The following is a 21,618-nucleotide window of genomic DNA, read 5'->3' on the forward strand; positions in this document are numbered from 1 at the left end:
TTTTCGATTAAACCTTTTTGAAATTCTAGCTATTATCCTCTACTCTTCGTTAATAAATATTTAAACCAAAAGGCCATACAAGCTCATCGCAAAATGAATGCTTATCTTTCATAAAAGCTTTGTTATGCGTAAAATAATAGTCAATAAAGAATATGATCTAATCTGCGTGGGCGCCGGGATCATGAGTGCAACACTTGCTTTACTTGCTAAAATATTAAAGCCTGATCTTAACATTCTAATTCTTGAACGTCTGGAAGAAGTAGCTCAGGAAAGTTCTGCCGCGTGGAATAATGCAGGAACCGGACATTCTGCTTTATGCGAACTCAACTACACTCCGGAAGAGGAAGACGGAAGTATCAATATAAAAAAGGCGATAGAAATCTGTACGCAGTTTGAGATTTCTAAGCAGTTTTGGTCATTTTTAGTACAAAAAAACCTGATTTCAGATCCACATTCTTTTATAACTTCCATCCCACATCACAGCTGGGTGACCGGTGAAGATAATGCCGAATATCTTGAGAAACGATACCACACAATGAAAGAACATTTTATGTTTGATTCTATTGAGTTTACCCGGGATATTGAGATGATGAAAAAATGGTTTCCGCTTATGATGCATGAGCGCGAGGCAGACGAGATCATGGCAGCTTCTCGTATAGACCGCGGTACAGAAGTGAATTTTGGTAACCTGACGCGCGAACTTTTTAACATTCTAAAAACCGAATACAATACACCTGTTCATTGCAATGAAGAAGTGCTTGACATTGATCCTGATCCAGATATAGAATGGTGCGTAGAAGCAAAAAATACAAAGACAGGCGAGCATCAGCATTTTGATGCTCAACACGTTTTTATAGGCGCAGGCGGCGGTAGTTTGCTGTTGCTGCAAAAAGTAGAAATTGATGAAAAAGATGGTTACGGTGGTTTCCCGGTAAGTGGTGAATGGCTGGTTTGTAAAAATGAAGATATCATAAATGAGCATCATGCAAAAGTTTATAGCAAAGCCGGTCTGGGCGATCCGCCTATGTCGGTTCCTCATCTTGATACGCGCTATATAAATGGAAAGAGGGAATTACTTTTTGGCCCTTTCGCAGGTTTTAGTCCGAAGTTTTTAAAAGAAGGATCAAAACTCGATCTTTTCAAATCGATTAAATTTGATAATATTCCCTCGATGCTGGGCGCATTTTGGCATAATTTACCACTAACCAAATATTTAATTCAGCAAGTCGCGATGTCTTTTGAAGACAGAATGGAAGCACTACGCACTTTTGTGAAAGATGCTAAAAGTGAAGATTGGGAAATTCTGGTCGCGGGGCAACGCGTGCAAACCATAAAACGTGATGAATATGAAGGCGGAAAACTAGAATTTGGCACTCAGGTTGTAAGTAGTAAAGACGGAAGCATCACCTGTCTCATGGGCGCATCGCCCGGTGCTTCGACTGCAGTCAAAATAATGCTCGACGTATTAGAAAAAGCTTTCCCTGAAATTATCAATTCTGAAGAAGGAAAAAGTAAATTAAAAGAGATGATTCCCTTTTGGAAAACTGACCTAAATGAGCAATTATTTAAAGAAACATTGCACAAATCTGAAGAGGCTTTAGAACTATGAGACTAATCAGATTATAAATGCTAAATATTTCTTATTATTAGCTTTAACCAAAAATACCTGCATCTATAGAACGTTTAATTTAACATGAATAAAAACCTCCCACAAATACAAAAAATCGCTCCGGAAGACGAAATATTGATCAAAAAATCAAAACAAGATCTTGATCAGGTTTCCTTTCTTATGAAAGCGTTTAATACAATAGGTACTCCTATTGATGCCGGTATGATGCTTATCCCTGAAAAATATCAAGACAAAATACATTTGGGTATTCAGAAAGCATTGCAACTGGCTGTAAAAGCTAATCTGCAGACTATGAAATCGGGTAAAACAGGCACAAAATCGTCTAATATCACCTATAAAATGGTTACGGGAATATCTGGCGCTGCAGGTGGTTTTTTTGGCGCAGCAGGTTTTACAACAGATCTTATTCTTTCTACAAAATTTATGATGCGCTCTATTATGGATATCGCTCGCAGTCAGGGTGAAGATGTTCATGATATCGAGACACAGCTCTCGTGTTTACAGGTTTTCGCTCTGGGCGGAACTTCTAAAGATGACGACGAATTAGACACCAGCTATTATGCTACCCGAGCCGCTTTACAAACTGCAATGAACCAGGCAGGAACATACCTTGCAGAAAACGGAACCACAAAACTCATTGAAGCTTTGGCTTCCCAAACCGCAGCGCCTATTGCCAGATTGATCAATCAGGTAGCTGCCCGTTATACAGTGCAAGTAAGCGAAAAATTTGTAGCGCAGGCGGTACCAGTTATAGGTGCTGCGGCAGGTGCTTCTATAAATGTGATCTTCATTACACATTTTCAAAAAATGGCAACTGCTCATTTTACCCTCCGCCGACTTGAACGTAAATACAACCGAGAATTGATTCAGGATGTATATAATCAGGTATTGGTAGGATAGGATTTTTGTTTACAAATAATAAGAACAGAAGAAAAATTGTAAATTTAGGATATGGATATAAATCTGCAAGACAAAAAAATTGAATTAATACAATGGCTTTCTACTCTGAGTGATGAGTCCTTAATTGATCAATTAATGGAATTGAGACAGCAAGAAAAAAAGGATTGGTATAATGAAATTTCTACTTCTGAAAAAAATTCGATAGAAAAAGGAATTCAAGATGCCAATGATGGAAAACTGACTTCTCATTCTAATGCTAAGAAAATTTATGAAAAGTGGTTATAAAGTCTTGTGGACAAACCATGCACTTTCTGAATTAAAAGAAACTATTGAATATTTAGAACAAAACTGGACAGATCGAGAACTAAAAAATTTTGTAGTAAAATTGGATCACACGATCGAATTAATTTCTAGAAATCCTAATATCTTTCCTTCTTCCTTTGAAAAAAAAGAAATCCATAAAGCTGTTGTAGAAAAACACAATAATCTTTATTACAGAATAAACGAAAATACCATAGAGATTCTTTCCTTGTTTTCAAACCAAAAAGATCCTGATAGTAAAAAAATTTAATTCCTTTATTTTTATTTATTCTTAGCTGCTGCCACTTTATTTAAAAAGTCTTTCCTTAAAATTATTGAAAAGTTCAACTGCTTATATTTTTAACTTTTTAAAATCAATTGCTCATCTCTATAATTAGGAATATTTCCATAATTTTGTAATAATTCCAAATTATATGAATAGACATATTTTACATCTTGATCTTGATACTTTTTTTGTATCCTGCGAAAGAATAGCTGATAGTACCCTTAATAATAAACCGGTAATTGTGGGCGGTACGGGTGATCGCGGAGTGGTAAGCGCGGCTAGTTATGAGTGTAGAAAATTTGGTGTGCATTCAGGAATGCCTATGAAAATGGCACGTCAACTTTGTCCACAGGCAGTTTACATTCGCGGTAACGCAAGTACATATACCAAGTTTTCAAAAATGGTAACCGAAATCCTGCAGCAGGAAGTTCCTGTGCTTGAGAAATCAAGTGTAGATGAGTTTTATGCAGATCTAACCGGCATGGATCGCTTTTTTGGGTGCTATAAATTTGCTTCAGAATTACGCCGAAAGGTAATTAATCAAACCGGTTTGCCTATTTCTTTTGGACTTTCGATTAATAAAACCGTATCAAAAGTTGCTACAAACGAGGCCAAACCCAACAATCAATATAAAGTAGATGAAGGGTATGAAAAGGTATTTCTGGCTCCGCTTTCCATTAAAAAAATCCCCATGGTGGGCGAGAAAACCTTTCGCACATTTTGCAATCTGGGAGTAAAAAAAGTAAGCGTTGTACAGCAAATGCCAGTCGAGATGATGATGTCTGTTTTTGGCAAAAATGGCCGCGTTATCTGGGAGCGGGCGAACGGTATTGATCAATCGCCTATAATAGAATATCACGAGCGTAAATCTATCTCAAGCGAGCGTACATATGGACAGGATACAACAGATATTCAGAAATTAAAAACCACTATCAATGCGATGGCAGAAAACTTAGCTTTTCAACTGCGGCGGGGTAATAAACTTACTTCCTGCATTACGGTGAAAGTGCGCTATTCAGATTTTCAGACCTATTCTAAGCAATTAAAGATTCCGTATACTTCTGCAGATCATAACCTGATTCCTAAAGTGATGGAGCTTTTTGAAAAACTTTACAATCGTAGATTATTAATTCGTCTTGTGGGCGTGCGCTACAGCGGACTCACAGAAGGTCATTATCAAATTGATCTTTTTGAAAACACAAACCGCACGGTAAACCTGTACAAAGCGATGGACAATATACGCTGCCGCTACGGCGATCGCAGCATTATGCGAGCAGGCACAATGGGTGAAGGCGCACGCACAATTGGCGATCAGGGAAATCCATTTAACGGCCAGCCGCCTATAGTTTTAGCACACAGACATCAATAAAACTAATCCCCTCTCCCTCTGGGAGAGGGTAGGGATAGGGAAATGTATATCAATTGTCATTCATATTTCAGCTTACGCTACGGTACCCTTTCTGAAACGCAGCTGCTTGAGCTTGCTATAAAAAATGGTATTCAAAAACTAGCGCTTACAGATATTAATAATACTTCAGCCTGTCTCACTTTTGTGCGAAAAGCGAAAGAATTAGGCATAAATCCGGTTTTAGGAGTAGATTTTAGAAACGGAATACAGCAATGCTATGTCACGCTAGCGCGAAATAATGAGGGTTTTCTGGAAATCAATAATTTTCTCTCACAGCATTTACACAATAAAAAATCCTTTCCTGATCATGCTCCCGTTTTTAAAAATGCAGTAGTTATTTATTCTTTTGAAAAGGTTCTTGAACTTGATAAAACCAAATTTTCGGAAAACGAATTTATAGGTATCGGACTAAAAGATTTAAGAAAACTTCCTTTTTCGCGCTACAGCGGTTATCGTGACAAACTCGTGGTTTTACACACTGTGAGTTTCAACGGCAAAAGAGATCATAATATTCATAGGCTATTACGGGCTATTGATAATAATATGTTGCTTAGTAAATTGCCAAAAGAAGAGCAGGCAGGTTTTGAGGAGCAAATGCTTTCTATAACTCAATTAGAAGAAGCATTTTCTGAGTTTCCACATATTCTGGAAAACACCCTCAATTTACTCGATTTTTGTAGTATTTCGTTCGATTTTTCAAAAGACCGAAAGCCTCAAAATCTTAAAACCGTTTACGGCACAGAAGATCTGGATTATCAAAAGCTGGTTGATCTTTGTCAAAAAGGTCTTCCCGAACGCTACGACGAGATCACCTCACAAATTGAGCAACGTCTGGCTAAAGAACTTAAACTCATCAAGAGTCAGAATTTTGTTTCTTTCTTTATCATTAACTGGAAAATTATAGAATATGCCCGCAGTCAGGGCTACTTTTATGTAGGTCGCGGCAGTGGTGCAAACAGTATTGTAGCTTATTTGCTGCGCATTACAGATGTAGACCCTATAGAACTCGATCTCTATTTTGAGCGGTTTATGAACGAATTTAGGGCAAATCCACCAGATTTTGACATTGATTTTTCTACCTGGGATCGTGAAGATATTACCCGATTTATTTTTGAAACTTTTGGAAAAAACGGGCAAGCTGCCTTGTTGGGATCTTATGTGACGTTTAAACATAGCGGTGCGGTACGCGAACTGGCGAAGGTTTTTGGTCTTCCTAAACATGAGATAGACAAACTGAGCGAGGGTAAATATGTATTTTCAGAACTTGACAATCTTTCAAAACTTGTGCTTAAATATGCATTGCTTTTTAAAGACAGGCCTAATTATTTAAGCATTCACGCCGGCGGAATATTAATTTCAGATAGACCCATTCATTATTTTTCAGCTACACATTTACCGCCTAAAGATTTCCCCACCGTACAATTTGACATGCACATTGCAGAAGATGTAGGATTATTCAAATTTGATATTCTGGGCCAGCGCGGTTTAGGAAAAATAAAAGATGCGATCGCAATCATTAAAGAAAATAATCCAGAAGCTAAATTACTGGATATTCATAATGCAAAACCACTTTTTGAAAATCCCAAAATCAATGCGATGATCGCCCGCGCAGAATGCATCGGCTGTTTTTATGTAGAATCTCCCGCTATGCGTATGCTGTTGCGAAAGCTGGGCGTTAATGATTATCTCACTTTAGTTGCTGCCAGCTCCATTATACGCCCCGGAGTAGCAAAAAGCGGAATGATGAGAGAATATATTTTGCGTCATAAAAGTGTAGAGCGACGTAAAGAAGCGCATCCCATACTTTGGGATATTATGCCAGACACCTATGGCATTATGGTATATCAGGAAGATGTTATTAAAGTAGCCCATCATTTTGCAAATTTAGACCTGGGAGAAGCAGATGTGCTGCGCCGCGGTATGAGTGGTAAATTTAGATCACGTGAAGAATTTCAATTGGTTAAAGAAAAATTCAAAAATAACTGTCGTGCAAAAGGAGAGACTGAGGAAACGATTGAGGACGTGTGGCGGCAGATAGAAAGCTTTGCGGGTTACGCTTTCGCGAAAGGTCACTCCGCTTCATATGCGGTAGAGAGTTACCAGAGTTTATATCTTAAATGTTACTTTCCACTTGAGTATATGGTAGCCACTATCAATAACGGTGGTGGTTTTTACAATGTAGAAACTTATGTGCATGAAGCCAAAATGGAAGGCGCAACGATACAACCCCCATGTATAAATCAGAGCGATATACAAACTACAATACAAAGCAAAACGATCTATTTAGGCTTTCAACATCTGGAGGGCCTCGAAAAAAAATCTATAATTAAAATAATCAATGCTCGAGTTCACGGTTTTTTCCTTTCGTTAAATGATTTTATAGAACGAGTTCCGTTAAGTATTGAGCAACTTGATATATTAATTCGTATCAACGCTTTTAGAAGTTTAGGGAAAGACAAGCGCACTTTATTATGGGAAGCTTACTATAAGGAAAATACTATTCCTGAAAATGAAGCTCAGCAGTCATTTTTTAGGGTATTGATGAAAGATTTTACGCTACCTAAGTTTGAAATCACAAAGCTAGAAAATGCTTTTGACCAATTGGAACTTTTAGGCTTTCCACTTTACGATCCATTTATTTTATTAGAAAGTCTACCAGAAACGCAGTTAGTCAATAGTCAACTTTATCAATATTTAAATGAAATTGTGGTTATCTATGGTTATTTGGTAACCGCTAAAAATACACGTACATCAAAAGGTGATCGCATGTTCTTTGGTACGTTTCTGGACCAGGAAGGAAAATGGCTGGATACTGTACATTTTCCCCCTGTGGCAAAAAAATATCCATTTCAGGGAAAAGGAATTTATAGAATCACGGGAAGAGTAGTTGAAGAATTTGATTTTCTAACTGTAGAGGTGATAAAATTAGAGCGCATGCCTTATGTGGCAGACCCACGCTTTGATGCAACTTATAACCGAAAGGAAGAGAAAGAGCCAAATCCATTGATTTTATTACGCTGATTTTAGTCAATTCTGGTCGATTTCAGCTCGTTTTGGGCAGATTTTGAAGCATGGTGTTCTGTAATGTAGTTGGGTATAGCGCAAAAAAAAATCCCCATCAATTGAATGATGAGGATTTTAAAACAAGGCGGCGACCTACTCTCCCACGAGATGCAGTACCATCGGCGCAAACGGGCTTAACTACTCTGTTCGGAATGGTAAGAGGTGAGCCCCGTCGCTATAACCACCTTAAATCTTTCCCCTTTCTATCTTCTCTTTGAGAAGATAGCGCTACCTATTTTTAATCCCTCCCTTTTGGGGAGGACAGGTGGGGCTAATAAGTTAACATACTGGGCAATAATAAGGAATATCAAGAAGTGATAGTTCACTTTGAAAAGTAAAGAGTGTCACCCCCCACTTACAAGAAGTGGGGAGGACGATTGTACATAAGCTTACGGGTTATTAGTACTACTCGGCTATGACATTACTGCCTTTACACCTGTAGCCTATCAACGTGGTCGTCTCCCACGGCCCTTTAAAGAAATCTCATCTTGTGGTGGGTTTCGCGCTTATATGCTTTCAGCGCTTATCCCTTCCCGACATAGCTACCCAGCAGTGCTCCTGGCGGAACAACTGGTACACCAGCGGTCAGTTCAACCCGGTCCTCTCGTACTAGGGTCAAATCCACTCAAATTTCTAGCGCCCACTATAGATAGAGACCGAACTGTCTCACGACGTTCTGAACCCAGCTCGCGTGCCACTTTAATGGGCGAACAGCCCAACCCTTGGGACCTTCTCCAGCCCCAGGATGTGACGAGCCGACATCGAGGTGCCAAACCCCCCCGTCGATGTGAGCTCTTGGGGGAGATCAGCCTGTTATCCCCGGAGTACCTTTTATCCTTTGAGCGATGGCCCTTCCATGCGGAACCACCGGATCACTATGCTCTACTTTCGTACCTGATCGACCTGTATGTCTCTCAGTCAAGCTCCCTTATGCCATTGCACGCTACACACGATTGCCAACCGTGTTGAGGGAACCTTTAGAAGCCTCCGTTACTCTTTTGGAGGCGACCACCCCAGTCAAACTACCCACCAAGCACTGTCCTTCCAATGGAAGTTAGGCTTCAAACAAGTAAAGGGTGGTATTTCAACAATGACTCCACCACGCCTGGCGACGCAGCTTCAAAGTCTCCCACCTATCCTACACATCACTTGTCCAAAGTCAATACTAAGCTATAGTAAAGGTTCACGGGGTCTTTTCGTCCCATAGCGGGTAATCGGCATCTTCACCGATACTACAATTTCACCGAGCTCATGGCCGAGACAGTGTCCAGATCGTTGCACCATTCGTGCAGGTCGGAACTTACCCGACAAGGAATTTCGCTACCTTAGGACCGTTATAGTTACGGCCGCCGTTTACCGGGGCTTCAATTCAATGCTTTGCCGAAGCTAACATCTCCTCTTAACCTTCCGGCACCGGGCAGGTGTCAGGCCCTATACATCATCTTTCGATTTAGCAGAGCCCTGTGTTTTTGATAAACAGTCGCCTGGACCTCTTCACTGCGGCCCCACCGGAGTGGGGCGACCCTTCTCCCGAAGTTACGGGTCGATTTTGCCTAGTTCCTTAGCCATGAATCTCTCGAGCACCTTAGAATTCTCATCCCAACTACCTGTGTCGGTTTACGGTACGGGCTGCTTCACTCGCTTTTCTTGGAAGGTACTCCACTGGATTATCACCGTGGCCGTGGCCGTAGTGTACTATCCCTACCTTACGGTAGGTTCAACGTGCTATTCCGTCAGCACGCACCAGCTTTATACCTCCGTCACTTTTAACGTGAGCAGGTACAGAAATATTAATCTGTTGTCCATCCACTACCCCTTTCGGGTTCGCGTTAGGTCCCGACTGACCCCCAGCTGATTAGCATGGCTGGGGAAACCTTGGTCTTTCGGTGTGCGGGTTTCTCGCCCGCATTATCGTTACTTATGCCTACATTTTCTTTTGTAACCAATCCAGCATACCTCGCAGTACACCTTCAACTTTGTTACAATGCTCCCCTACCCATCTTTCGATGCCATAGCTTCGGTAGTATGTTTATGCCCGATTATTATCCATGCCGGACCGCTCGACTAGTGAGCTGTTACGCACTCTTTAAATGAATGGCTGCTTCCAAGCCAACATCCTAGCTGTCTGGGCAGTCCAACCGCGTTTTTTCAACTTAACATACATTTGGGGACCTTAGCTGATGGTCTGGGTTCTTTCCCTCTCGGACATGGACCTTAGCACCCATGCCCTCACTGCACATAAACATTTTATAGCATTCGGAGTTTGTCAGGAATTGGTAGGCGGTGAAGCCCCCGCATCCAATCAGTAGCTCTACCTCTATAAAACTATATGCACGCTGCACCTAAATGCATTTCGGGGAGTACGAGCTATTTCCGAGTTTGATTGGCCTTTCACCCCTACCCTCAGGTCATCCCAAGACTTTTCAACGTCAACGGGTTCGGTCCTCCACTATGTGTTACCACAGCTTCAACCTGCCCAAGGGTAGATCACACGGTTTCGCGTCTACTCAACCTAACTAAACGCCCTATTCAGACTCGCTTTCGCTACGGATCCGCACCTGAAGTGCTTAACCTTGCTAGATAAAGTAACTCGTAGGCTCATTATGCAAAAGGCACGCCGTCACAGAACAAGTCTGCTCCGACCGCTTGTAGGCGTATGGTTTCAGGATCTATTTCACTCCCTTGTTCAGGGTTCTTTTCACCTTTCCCTCACGGTACTGGTTCACTATCGGTCTCTCAGGAGTATTTAGCCTTGGCGGATGGTCCCGCCAGATTCATACAGGGTTTCACGTGCCCCGCACTACTCAGGATACCACTATCGATAACGTTCTTTACTTATACCGGACTATCACCGTCTATGGTTTGGCTTTCCAACCAATTCTAATTCATTGCGCATCAAATGTCGTGGTCCTACAACCCCGATACTGCCGTAACAGTATCGGTTTGGGCTAATCCGAGTTCGCTCGCCGCTACTATCGGAATCACTATTGTTTTCTCTTCCTCCGGGTACTTAGATGTTTCAGTTCCCCGGGTTCGCCTCCTTGCGGATAATACATCTTCAATGTACTGGGTTGCCCCATTCGGATATCTGCGGATCAATTTGTATGTGCCAATCCCCGCAGCTTTTCGCAGCTTATCACGTCCTTCATCGCCTCTGAGAGCCTAGGCATTCCCCATACGCCCTTATTTAGCTTATTGTACTTTTTGCTCTTTAATCTTATTCTAATGAGTTCTATCTATTTGGTGTATTTAAGTATTGCTACCTAAATACGCTCTTATATTCTCTCGTATTCTTATTATTTCCCAATATGTCAATGAACTTTTTTCAATAAGTCTCCTTATTAAAAGGCTTGTCTTTGCTAATATCCCATAAACCTTAAGTTTATCTATATCTCGACAAGCGTATGTGGAGAATATCGGAGTCGAACCGATGACCTCCTGCGTGCAAGGCAGGCGCTCTAGCCAGCTGAGCTAATCCCCCATTATAAATTCAGAATTTAGAATTCAGAATTTAGAATTTAGAATTCTCAACTTCTAAAATTTCCTTCAAATTTTCAATCAATGAACTTTAAGTCTCTAGTTTTTACCTTTAACTTATCTGCACCTCAGGCACAAAGTAGTCTCAGGCAGACTCGAACTGCCGACCTCTACATTATCAGTGTAGCGCTCTAACCAGCTGAGCTATGAGACTGTCCTTTATCAGAGAGTATGACCTTCTTCATTATAAAGAAGGCCGTATCTCTAACAAAATATCTTGAATTAACAGCTATAAAGACCAAAATGTCCTTTTAAACCCTATGTCTTTCCTTAAAGTCGCGTCTTTATCTCAATTACTTGAGAAAAGCTCTAGAAAGGAGGTGTTCCAGCCGCACCTTCCGGTACGGCTACCTTGTTACGACTTAGCCCCAGTTACCGGTCTTACCCTAGGCCGCTCCTTACGGTGACGGACTTCAGGTACCCCCAGCTTCCATGGCTTGACGGGCGGTGTGTACAAGGCCCGGGAACGTATTCACCGCATCATGGCTGATATGCGATTACTAGCGATTCCAGCTTCACGGGGTCGAGTTGCAGACCCCGATCCGAACTGTGACCGGTTTTATAGATTCGCTCCTCCTTACGAAGTGGCTGCTCTCTGTACCGGCCATTGTAGCACGTGTGTGGCCCAGGACGTAAGGGCCGTGATGATTTGACGTCATCCCCACCTTCCTCACAGTTTGCACTGGCAGTCTTGTTAGAGTTCCCGACATGACTCGCTGGCAACTAACAACAGGGGTTGCGCTCGTTATAGGACTTAACCTGACACCTCACGGCACGAGCTGACGACAACCATGCAGCACCTTGTAATCTGTCCGAAGAAAAATCTGTTTCCAAATCTGTCAGACTACATTTAAGCCCTGGTAAGGTTCCTCGCGTATCATCGAATTAAACCACATGCTCCACCGCTTGTGCGGGCCCCCGTCAATTCCTTTGAGTTTCATTCTTGCGAACGTACTCCCCAGGTGGGTTACTTATCACTTTCGCTTGGCCACTGAGCCCTTAATTAGGCCCAACAGCTAGTAACCATCGTTTACGGCGTGGACTACCAGGGTATCTAATCCTGTTCGCTCCCCACGCTTTCGTCCATCAGTGTCAATCAATTATTAGTAGCCTGCCTTCGCAATCGGTATTCTATGTAATATCTATGCATTTCACCGCTACACTACATATTCTAGCTACTTCATAACAATTCAAGGCCAACAGTATCAATGGCAGTTCTACAGTTGAGCTGCAGACTTTCACCACTGACTGATTGGCCCACCTACGGACCCTTTAAACCCAATGATTCCGGATAACGCTTGCACCCTCCGTATTACCGCGGCTGCTGGCACGGAGTTAGCCGGTGCTTATTCATACGGTACCGTCATCGGACTACACGTAGTCCTTATTCTTCCCGTATAAAAGCAGTTTACAACCCATAGGGCCGTCTTCCTGCACGCGGCATGGCTGGATCAGGCTTCCGCCCATTGTCCAATATTCCTCACTGCTGCCTCCCGTAGGAGTCTGGTCCGTGTCTCAGTACCAGTGTGGGGGATCTCCCTCTCAGGACCCCTACCTATCGTAGCCTAGGTGTGCCGTTACCACACCTACTAGCTAATAGGACGCATGCTCATCTTGTACCGTAACCTTTAATAAATAAGTGATGCCACTCATCTATACTATGGGGGATTAATCCAAGTTTCCCTGGGCTATACCCCAGTACAAGGCAGATTGCATACGCGTTACGCACCCGTGCGCCACTCGTCAGCTTCCCGAAGGAACTGTTACCGTTCGACTTGCATGTGTTAGGCCTGCCGCTAGCGTTCATCCTGAGCCAGGATCAAACTCTTCATCGTTGTTTCTTATATACTATTCAACGACTTCAAGGAAAATTTAGGTGTAACAAATAAATCTGTTACGAGCTCAAAATGGTCATTCTAGTCTTTAATTTCTAGTATTATTTACTTCTAAATAATACGCGCTGTCAATTCAATAAATCAATGAACTTCAAGTTGTTTAACCAACTCTATTCTTGCTAGATGTAAGGGAGTTGAACCCCTATTTTAAAAACAAATCCTAAACTCGTTTTTCTTAACCTCTCATCTTGTTTTAGAACTTCACTTACTCTCTCTGTAAGCGGCTGCAAATATACAACTCTTTTTCTTTAACCACCAAAACTTTTTTTAAGTTTTTTTTAGTGAATATTTTTGAAGATTTGTAAGAACTAAAATCGGTTTTTTTAGTGGCCGATTTGGGAGTGCAAATATAAAAGCTTTTTTTATAACTGCAACTCTTTTTTTTATCTTTTTTTCTGCAATGTTTTAAAGAACGTTTCGACCCTGTTTTTCACTGAATCGGAGCGCAAATATATAACTGTTTTGCTTCTGCGCAAGGGTTAATTTTGATTTTTTGAAAAATAAATTATCAGGTGTTGAATTACAGTGTCTTACTGTCTGAAAAAAAATTGACATCCCTATTTCACCTCCCATTTTTGAGCAATCAGAAGGCTTAACCCGGCTTTTAACTATACTCTAGGTTATGTATTTTAATTATATGTTATTCTGGTTTATTTCGCCGCAAGGCTTAAAAATCGACCCTATCTTGGCCAAAACCTTCTTCTAGGGGCTGAAAATCGGAATATTCTAAATAGCTTTTTTTAAAACTATTTTTAATGTTGACATATTATATCTACAGAAAGAAATTCCACACTAGACCAAACCTTAAATTAAAATCACGGTAAGGATAGCCTGGAGCGCTAAAAAAGTCGTTGCCTGTGAATGTAGAATTCACATGTTCTGCTATAAAGAAAATACGGGTTTGTCTTACTTTCATATTAAAGAACAGATCTATTAAGGGAAAGCCGCCCAGTTTTTGACCGTTCTGCACATAAAATTCTGCCAGAACTGGATCGTAACCATTCATATTATATTGAGTAAAATACTTAAAGCTGATTCCTGTTTGTATAAATAATGCTTTTTGAAACCAGCGGTCTGTATAATATAAGGAGTTGCGTGTAATAAATTCTGGAACGTTAAACACATTTTGACCATTACTCACATTTTGATATGCAATTGTGTTATCAAGACCAAACTTGCCAAACTTAAAATCTTTACCGGTCTTTATAGATAGATAATCTATACGCTCATTAGATTGAAAGGATTTTATAAGTGCTGTTTCTGCATCTGGAGCAAAGTATGCATAGTCCTGTATAGAAGTTAGCGCAACTTCTGCATTAAACCATTTTGCAGATTCCATTTTAAAATTGAGTCTCGTGGTTTTTACATTAGCATATTCTGGCTCATGATACCAGTTATAATTACTATAGCTGCTTTGATAAAGAAGGTGATTATAGTTTGCTGCCCTTGAATTGGTACTGAAGCTACCTAGAAATTTTGCTTTCTCTTTTATACTATATGATGCTGTAGCGTGTAAATCATAGCCGTCAAGATCTCCTACTATATTAGCCTGGGCATTTGCATTGAGCAGAAAACCTCCTAAGCTCTTCTTATAACCTGCCCCAACAGCTACAATATCGCCCTGTATTTTATTAGGAATACGACCGTCGTCTTGTATGAGTACTGAGTTATAGCCATAATTATAATTAGTATGGTTTGCCTGAAAGATGAGTTCGCCTAAAATATTATTACTGTATTTAACAAAGAGCTTATTGTTTAATTCTTCAAAATCTACTCTGTCTTTTATATTCGTGGTTACGAAAGATTCACCATACAGAGTGGTAGGCTGCGTTTGTCTAAATTCGAAAAACTTGTCTTTATATGTAAGAACATGCCCTACCTGAATTCTATTTTTAACCAAACTATCCTTTTGAGATAATAAATCGTAAAAATGATCTATATAAAAACGCTGCCCGTCTAGAACACTTTCGGCATTCTCATAATTTACAGCAAGACGTGAGCGATCATCAAATTCTGGGTCTTCTGAAGTAAAACTCTCAATTGCAGATGCTGTTAAACCACCATTTTCCTGATTCAATAAATCCTGAGCAACATAATGTGCTTTTATTTGATAGCGATCATTCTTGGTTCTATAGTTAAACGTAAATCTGAAATTCCCCGTGCTTGTTAAAATATGCTGATACTTGCCAAGACTGCGCAAACCTTTATAGGCTATTGAGAAATTAAATCGTCTTGATGTATTCATCGTAAAAAAAGCATCCAGATTTTGGCCTTGCTCAAATACGGTCTTATAATACAAATCTGTTAATGGCGTGGGGACTTCATAATAGAAAATATCATCAACCTCCATATAATTAAAATGTCTTGCCCGTGCTCCAAATAACGGTTTGGTACCGTCTTCATCAAAATTATAGAGAAGCGTATTATAAGTCTGGCCTGTGTTTGCAAATGGAAGTAAATTGAAATTATCCTTTCGCAAATAGTTATACTTATACATCTTTTGAATAGTAAGCGAAGTATCTACAACAGTTGTATCATTCTCAACTGAAATTATCTTGTAATCTGTGACTGGCGGGCGAGCGTTTTTAACCTTTTTAGATTTATCCCCCGGCTCACTGTTATTTGTATTACGTATTTCCTGTACATTACTACGCCCTGTTTGTCCATTAGCAGTCTGTGAGATAAGTGCTATTAAAAAAAATAAAGTCCCAAAAAATCTAAGTTTCATTTAAAGTATTTAAAAAGCAAAAATAGGTTTTTTAATTACGTCTAGAATGGCAGAATATTGGCTCAGGTTGAAAGAATATGTGAAATAAAAAAAGCCCACCAATTTGGCGGGCTTTACTATATTAAAATCGTATAGGCTAACTCAAACTTTACAAGCTAAATGTTACTGATTGAGAACTACCATAGTTTCCTGTAATAACCCCTATAACCTCTCCTCCATAACTTAATGTGAAAGAACCATCAGCAGGATAAGAAAGACCATCTCCATAAGAATCCATAGCGGTAAAGGTATAATCTCCAGAAGGAAGGCATAGACCTCTATAAGCAGAAACCTGTCCATCTGTATAATTACCACCACTATAAATAACAGTTCCTTCAGCATCTGCTAATTCCCATGAAGTCTCGCTTCCGTAACCATCAAAAAGGATGTCAATATCTAAAGTAGGAGTAGGACAAACCTGATATACACTAATAGAAAGGTTCTCCCCAATAAAAACCCCTTCCTCAGGCACAAAACCCAATTCTAAAGTCTTACCATTAGACCCAATGTTCAAGTCGCTTATTTCAACTGTAAATACACCTTCATTAGACCCAGCAGGAACAGTAACCGCACTAGGAATAGTAAGTGCTGCAGGATCTGCAGTAGTTCCGGCTTCTACAACAGTAATTGCATAAGTTCTATCTGTACCACTAATATCACTAGTATAAACCTTAATATCGTTAGAACTTGAAGAATTTATATCTACGCCAAATTGATATCCTGTGCTTTCGAAAGTCACATAATTACTTAAAGAAGCACCATCATCATCATTACACCCTACAAAAGTTATAGACAGAACTAAACTGAATAGTATTAATATTTTTTTCATAATTTCTCTATTAATTATAATCAATTTTGGTCGTTAACAAATGGGTTATTCTGAATTTCAGATTCTGGAATCTCAAAAGTCAAACGCTCATCATCATATTGTATGGTTTGACCCACAAATGATAAATGATTATCTCCTCGAGTTGTAGATCTTTTGTTTCTCTTAAGAGCAAGGTAAGTTTTACCCTCACCCCAAAGCTCAATACGAGATTGCAAATAGATCTCATCAAGCAATGCCTGACCACTTAAAGCATCAACATATGATGAATCATCAACACGCTGATCAAGCAATGTTTTGAGAACCTGTTTAGCTCTTGCCTCATCACCTGTTTTAGCCGAAGCCTCAGCATGTAAGATATACATTTCTGCAACTCTCATATACACATAATCTGTAGTAACAACAGACTGCCCACCAATAACACGATTTGGATCGTAGAATTTGTTAAGAGGTAATAAATCGTAGTAGCTTCCTGAAGGAGCCTCAAATTGATCTTTTCTAACATCATCTGCAGGAATTTCAGCATATAAATCTGCATCGATAGCTTTGGCGTCACCAGCCCATGCATAACTATAGGTAAATGCATCAATCTGTCCCCACCAGGAAACAAGGCCTAAACCAAAATCTGATGTAAGATCTATACCCCACATCCAACCTGGAGTATTTATATCATTAAACCCAGCTAGCACTTCAGCTGAATTCATAATACGGAACTCTCCAGAATTGATAATCTCACCTGTTATTCTCTTCACATCCGCATCTCTTCCCATAGCCCCATAGACATATGCTAAAATACCTTTAGCTACATTTTGGTTAATTTCGTTCTTAGATGCTCTGTTAAAACCGTCCATAAGTGATATAGCAGATAATAAATCAGTTTCTATTAAATCATAAATCACAGAAGCCGCCACCTTTGGACCATTTTGATCTAGTAAATCATCGTAAAGGGGAAGTATTTCCTGAGATGGATTATAAGAATTCTGAAAATATTGAGTCAGGTAAAAATAAGAATGAGCACGTATAGCCTTCGCTTGTCCTAATAAATATTTATTCTCTGCCAATTCAGGTACAATTTCATTACCTCCTAGAGCATCAATAACAGTATTTGCAGAACGTATAATACGGTAGTAGTATCTCCAAACTTGATAATTATCTTGATTCGTGAAATCTGTTGTACCCTGAAATTCTGTAATACTCGCTCTATACCAACCATAAGTACTTACAGAAAGTGCCATATCACCAGATAGAAAATCGCTAAAAATATCATATCCTTTATGGCCAAAATCATCATGCCCCGTGGTTCCTCCCGTTTCAGTTTGAACCATCAAAGAATAAATCCCAGTAATAGTACCTGCTATAACGTCAGGATTTTTCTCAGCAGCATCTGCAATCTGATCTGTAGTAAGAAACTCCGAGGGCTTCTCATCTAAATAGTCTTCACTACAACCTACCATAATTAGAGCGGTAAGCGATAGCAATTTGATTATACTTTTCATATTATGCTTTTTTATTTTTTAAAATTTAACTCTTACGCCCATAGTGATCGTAGTCAATGGAGCATATAACCTACGGCCAGAAGCACCGCTTTCGCTGGTAGTAGGGTTAAAACCATCTCTGGCAGTCTTTACATAAAGGTTATCTCCAGATACATAAAGATTTACTAAATCTACACCTGATCTTTCAGAAAAAGACTTGGGCAGTGTATAACCTATTCTAGCGTTATTAAGAGCCAGGTAATCTGTTTTGGTTAAAAACCTTGTAGACGTTGCTGTGCTATTTTGATCAATACCATCTGCAAGACGAGGCACACCTGTGATGTCACCCGGATTCTGCCATCTAGCAGCAATATCAGTGTGATAGTTGTTACCAACAGCTCCAAAACGATCACTCATTAATTCTGCATACTGGTTGTCAAGCGCATAACCACCTAATCCATAAGTCCATTGCATAGAGAAGTCAAAATTCTTGTAGCCAGCTGTTAATCTAAAAGCACCTCTAAGATCAGGAATACCAGATTTACCAACGTACTTATTAGTAGCATCTGCATAGGTTTTAGTTACTTGCTTAGCAACGGTTGCATCAGGATTGGCATCTATGTAAGTAGCCATGTCTGCAATACCATCTTCTCCTTCATCTAATACCCCGTTACCATTTACATCGTTAAAGTACTGAAACCACATAGGCGCACCGTCTGAAGGATCTACCCCAGCCCATTCACGCATATAAAACTCATATATAGAGCTTCCTTGAGAATAACCATATGGAGATGCAGATGTATCTAATATTCTAGGCTCTCCAGTTGAAGGCTCAATAGGCATTGTAACGATCTCATTTTTTATCATAGATCCATTTACAGATAAGTCTAATCTAAAATCATCTGTGTTCACTAAATGACCTGTTAAGTCAAATTCTAAACCTTGGTTTCGTAATTCTCCATCATTCACGGTAATAATAGCAATACCCTGAGAAGGACCTACTCTTCTATCAAAAATAAGATTATCAGTAAGTTTATTATATACATCAATGTTACCATCTAAGAAATTACCTAAAGTAAATTCAACCCCTGCCTGGAACATCTTAGATGTTTCCCAAGTTAATTCAGGATTTCCATTGGTATTAGCCGAAACAGCAATACCATTTACATTACTTACATTAAAGGTATCATATCCAGAATAATAATCTACACCAGCCTGATCACCTAAAATACCATATGAGGTTTTAAGCTTAAGGAAATTCACAAAATCACTTTTCATGAAGTCTTCACCAGAAAGTACCCATGCAGCACCTACAGAGCCAAAAGTTCCCCATTTATCATTTACAAATCTTGAAGAACCATCTCTACGCACAGATCCAGTTAAATAATATTTATCAGCATAGTCGTAATTAATCTGACCAAAGAAAGATTCTATTGTAGCTCCTTCAGAGTAACCCGTTGCTGGACTCAAATTAACTACAAAGTTATCTAATTCAAGAAGTTTTGGACTTACAGCTAAACCTTTATACTGAGTAGTTTCCGTGCGCTTAACATCATTACTTTCATGCGCTACAAGGGCTTCAAGAGAATGTTCCCCAAATTGATTCTTATAACGGAATAATTGTAAGAAGTTCTTAGTTAAGTATTCTATATCATCTGTGAAAATATCACCTCCATTAGAACGACCTCCACCATAAAATGGGTTTCTAAAATCCTTCTCACGCTCCATAAAATATTGTGCTCCAAAGCGAGATTCAAATGTTAAATGATCTGTAATATCAACATCAAAAGAAAAACTCCCGTTAAGTTCATGACGCTTAAACTGATCTGAATCATATAACGCCGAAGCAATAGGGTTCAGGTTGTTTGCGTTTGGACGGGCTCTATACCCAGAATCTGTTCCGTAATCATATTGATTACCACCAAAAATTGGATCTGGAACAAGATTATAATTATTATCTCTTAAGAAAACAGGAAATATAGGAGCCATCTTATCTGCAAATTCAAATAAGTTTTCAGAACCTACAGTTTGCCCATTGGCTATGGTCTCAGAATAGGCATAACCTATATTTGCACCTATGGTCAACCAATCCTTAACATCAGAAGTTAAGCTTAAACGAGTAGTATAACGATCATATCCCGTTTTTATGGCATAACCATCGTCATTTAAATACCCTACAGATACATAGTAGTTAGATTTTTCATTTCCACCACCCATTCTAAGGTTAGCCTCTTTACGGTAACCAGAATCAAAAGCTAAATCCTCATATCTTTGCGGCGTATATCTTCTTGTTACTCCCTGTCTTACCATATGTGTAGCGGGGTCGATCAGCTCACCCCCGTCAGCTACATTCCACATGTTGTAGCCAGGATCTACATAATTATTAGTGAATAAATTAGAGTTAGCATAACCTACGGGGTCTGCCTCTCCGTTTATAACACCTCTATTGTAAATACCTTCCCATACGTATCCTACATATTCTTCTGGGGATTTTATAACATCATAACGAGGGATTAATTGCGAATTGATACCTGTTTTAACCTCTACATCTATATAATCTTCACCAGATTTACCTTTTTTAGTAGTTATCAAAACAACACCGTTAGCACCTCTAGAACCATAAATTGCAGTTGCAGTAGCATCTTTTAATATAGTTGTAGTAGCTATATCTGCGGGGTTGATAGAGTTTAAGCCTCCCGTAAAAGGCACGCCATCTACGACATATAGGGGATCACGGTTACCATTCACAGAACCATAACCTCTAATACGCACAGTAGAAGTAGTACCTGGCTGTCCTGAAGTATTAATTACAGTTACACCGGCAACCTCACCCGCTAGGGCCTGTGTTACGTTAGAATATGATTTAGCCTCAAGCTGCTCAGCTTTTACAGTTGTTGCAGTACCAGCAAAAGATTGTCTTGTAGCAGTACCATACCCTACCACCACAACCTCGTCCAGAGTTTCCGAACCTGCTTCTAACTGTAAATCAATAGTGTCTGAAGCTCCTACTGTAATAGTTTGAGATGCAAAACCTATATAAGTAAATACAAGTCTCTCTCCTGCGGAAGCTGCTATTTGATAAACACCATCAAAATCAGTTTGAGCACCTGTATTTGTACCTTCTACCACGATATTCACACCTGGAAGAGGCATACCACTATCATCGGTAACAGTACCAGTGATTGTTTTTTGTTGAGCCATAGCAAGCTGTGTTAAGAACAGCAATCCCATGGCAAAACACATTGTAATTTTTGATTTCATGTAATTTAATTTATTTGAATTAGCCAACGGCAAACATCATAAACTTTTCCTACATACGCAAAAAAAAGATGTGCGGTTGTAAACTTTAACACAGTATATCTCTAAAAAATACAAGTCATTTACCCAAATGATTAACAAAGCTGCATCGTTTTCGCAATTTCATTCCATATCTTTCAAAATGTTAAATTTGTTTGTAGGAAATCTAAATGATCGTTAAACAAAACACCTTAAACATCTTGTTATCAATTATATATTTAAAAGCTTTATCAA

The 21,618-nt window shown here is 39.6% G+C and carries 10 protein-coding genes, 2 tRNA genes and 3 rRNA genes; 6 read left to right on the forward strand and 9 right to left on the reverse strand.

All coding sequences use genetic code 11. From position 1 onward, the window contains the following. Positions 1-124 precede the first annotated feature (124 nt). The 6 genes from mqo to ACH3O9_RS04210 all read left to right on the forward strand — a co-directional run bounded on the left by mqo (position 125) and on the right by ACH3O9_RS04210 (position 7,545). A complete protein-coding gene (gene mqo, locus ACH3O9_RS04185; RefSeq protein WP_416444702.1) occupies positions 125-1,609 on the forward strand; it encodes a malate dehydrogenase (quinone) in 1,485 nt (494 codons plus the stop codon). Positions 1,610-1,693: 84 nt separating this feature from the next. After that, entirely contained in the window at positions 1,694-2,530 is an 837-nt protein-coding gene (locus ACH3O9_RS04190; RefSeq protein WP_416444704.1) for an EcsC family protein, read from the forward strand. Positions 2,531-2,581: 51 nt separating this feature from the next. Continuing rightward, on the forward strand, positions 2,582-2,815 hold the full coding sequence (locus ACH3O9_RS04195; RefSeq protein WP_416444706.1) for a hypothetical protein: 234 nt from the start codon (positions 2,582-2,584) through the stop codon (positions 2,813-2,815). Then, a complete protein-coding gene (locus tag ACH3O9_RS04200) occupies positions 2,799-3,101 on the forward strand; it encodes a type II toxin-antitoxin system RelE/ParE family toxin (protein WP_416444708.1) in 303 nt (100 codons plus the stop codon). The genes ACH3O9_RS04195 and ACH3O9_RS04200 overlap by 17 nt, the downstream gene beginning before the upstream one ends. Before the next feature lie 163 nt (positions 3,102-3,264). Next, positions 3,265-4,485 (forward strand): DNA polymerase IV, encoded by a 1,221-nt coding sequence (gene dinB, locus ACH3O9_RS04205; protein ID WP_416444710.1) that lies wholly within the window; start codon positions 3,265-3,267, stop codon positions 4,483-4,485. Between the two features lie 42 nt (positions 4,486-4,527). Beyond that, entirely contained in the window at positions 4,528-7,545 is a 3,018-nt protein-coding gene (locus ACH3O9_RS04210; RefSeq protein ID WP_416444712.1) for a DNA polymerase III subunit alpha, read from the forward strand. Positions 7,546-7,667: 122 nt separating this feature from the next. On the opposite strand, the gene rrf is transcribed toward ACH3O9_RS04210, so the two are convergent. The 9 genes from rrf to ACH3O9_RS04255 form a co-directional block, all read right to left on the reverse strand. Beyond that, positions 7,668-7,776: ribosomal RNA gene (gene rrf, locus ACH3O9_RS04215) — 5S ribosomal RNA — on the reverse strand. Positions 7,777-7,967: 191 nt separating this feature from the next. Beyond that, positions 7,968-10,784 (reverse strand): 23S ribosomal RNA (locus ACH3O9_RS04220). Positions 10,785-10,994: 210 nt separating this feature from the next. After that, positions 10,995-11,068: transfer RNA gene (locus ACH3O9_RS04225), tRNA-Ala, on the reverse strand. 136 nt (positions 11,069-11,204) lie between these two features. Continuing rightward, a tRNA-Ile gene (locus ACH3O9_RS04230) sits at positions 11,205-11,278 on the reverse strand. Between the two features lie 159 nt (positions 11,279-11,437). Then, positions 11,438-12,959, reverse strand: a 16S ribosomal RNA gene (locus ACH3O9_RS04235). Together the 16S, 23S and 5S rRNA genes with 2 tRNA genes alongside form the textbook arrangement of a ribosomal RNA operon. Before the next feature lie 832 nt (positions 12,960-13,791). Continuing rightward, entirely contained in the window at positions 13,792-15,747 is a 1,956-nt protein-coding gene (locus tag ACH3O9_RS04240) for a putative porin (RefSeq protein WP_416444715.1), read from the reverse strand. A gap of 148 nt (positions 15,748-15,895) precedes the next feature. Beyond that, on the reverse strand, positions 15,896-16,615 hold the full coding sequence (locus ACH3O9_RS04245) for a hypothetical protein (RefSeq protein WP_416444717.1): 720 nt from the start codon (positions 16,613-16,615) through the stop codon (positions 15,896-15,898). A 20-nt stretch (positions 16,616-16,635) separates the two neighbouring features. After that, complete coding sequence (locus ACH3O9_RS04250) at positions 16,636-18,108, reverse strand: RagB/SusD family nutrient uptake outer membrane protein (RefSeq protein ID WP_416444719.1); 1,473 nt, start codon at positions 18,106-18,108, stop codon at positions 16,636-16,638. A gap of 18 nt (positions 18,109-18,126) precedes the next feature. Next, positions 18,127-21,348 (reverse strand): SusC/RagA family TonB-linked outer membrane protein, encoded by a 3,222-nt coding sequence (locus ACH3O9_RS04255; protein ID WP_416444721.1) that lies wholly within the window; start codon positions 21,346-21,348, stop codon positions 18,127-18,129. Between the last annotated feature and the right edge of the window lie 270 nt (positions 21,349-21,618).

It is taken from the genome of Leeuwenhoekiella sp. A16, assembly GCF_047946675.1.
Lineage (GTDB): Bacteria > Bacteroidota > Bacteroidia > Flavobacteriales > Flavobacteriaceae > Leeuwenhoekiella.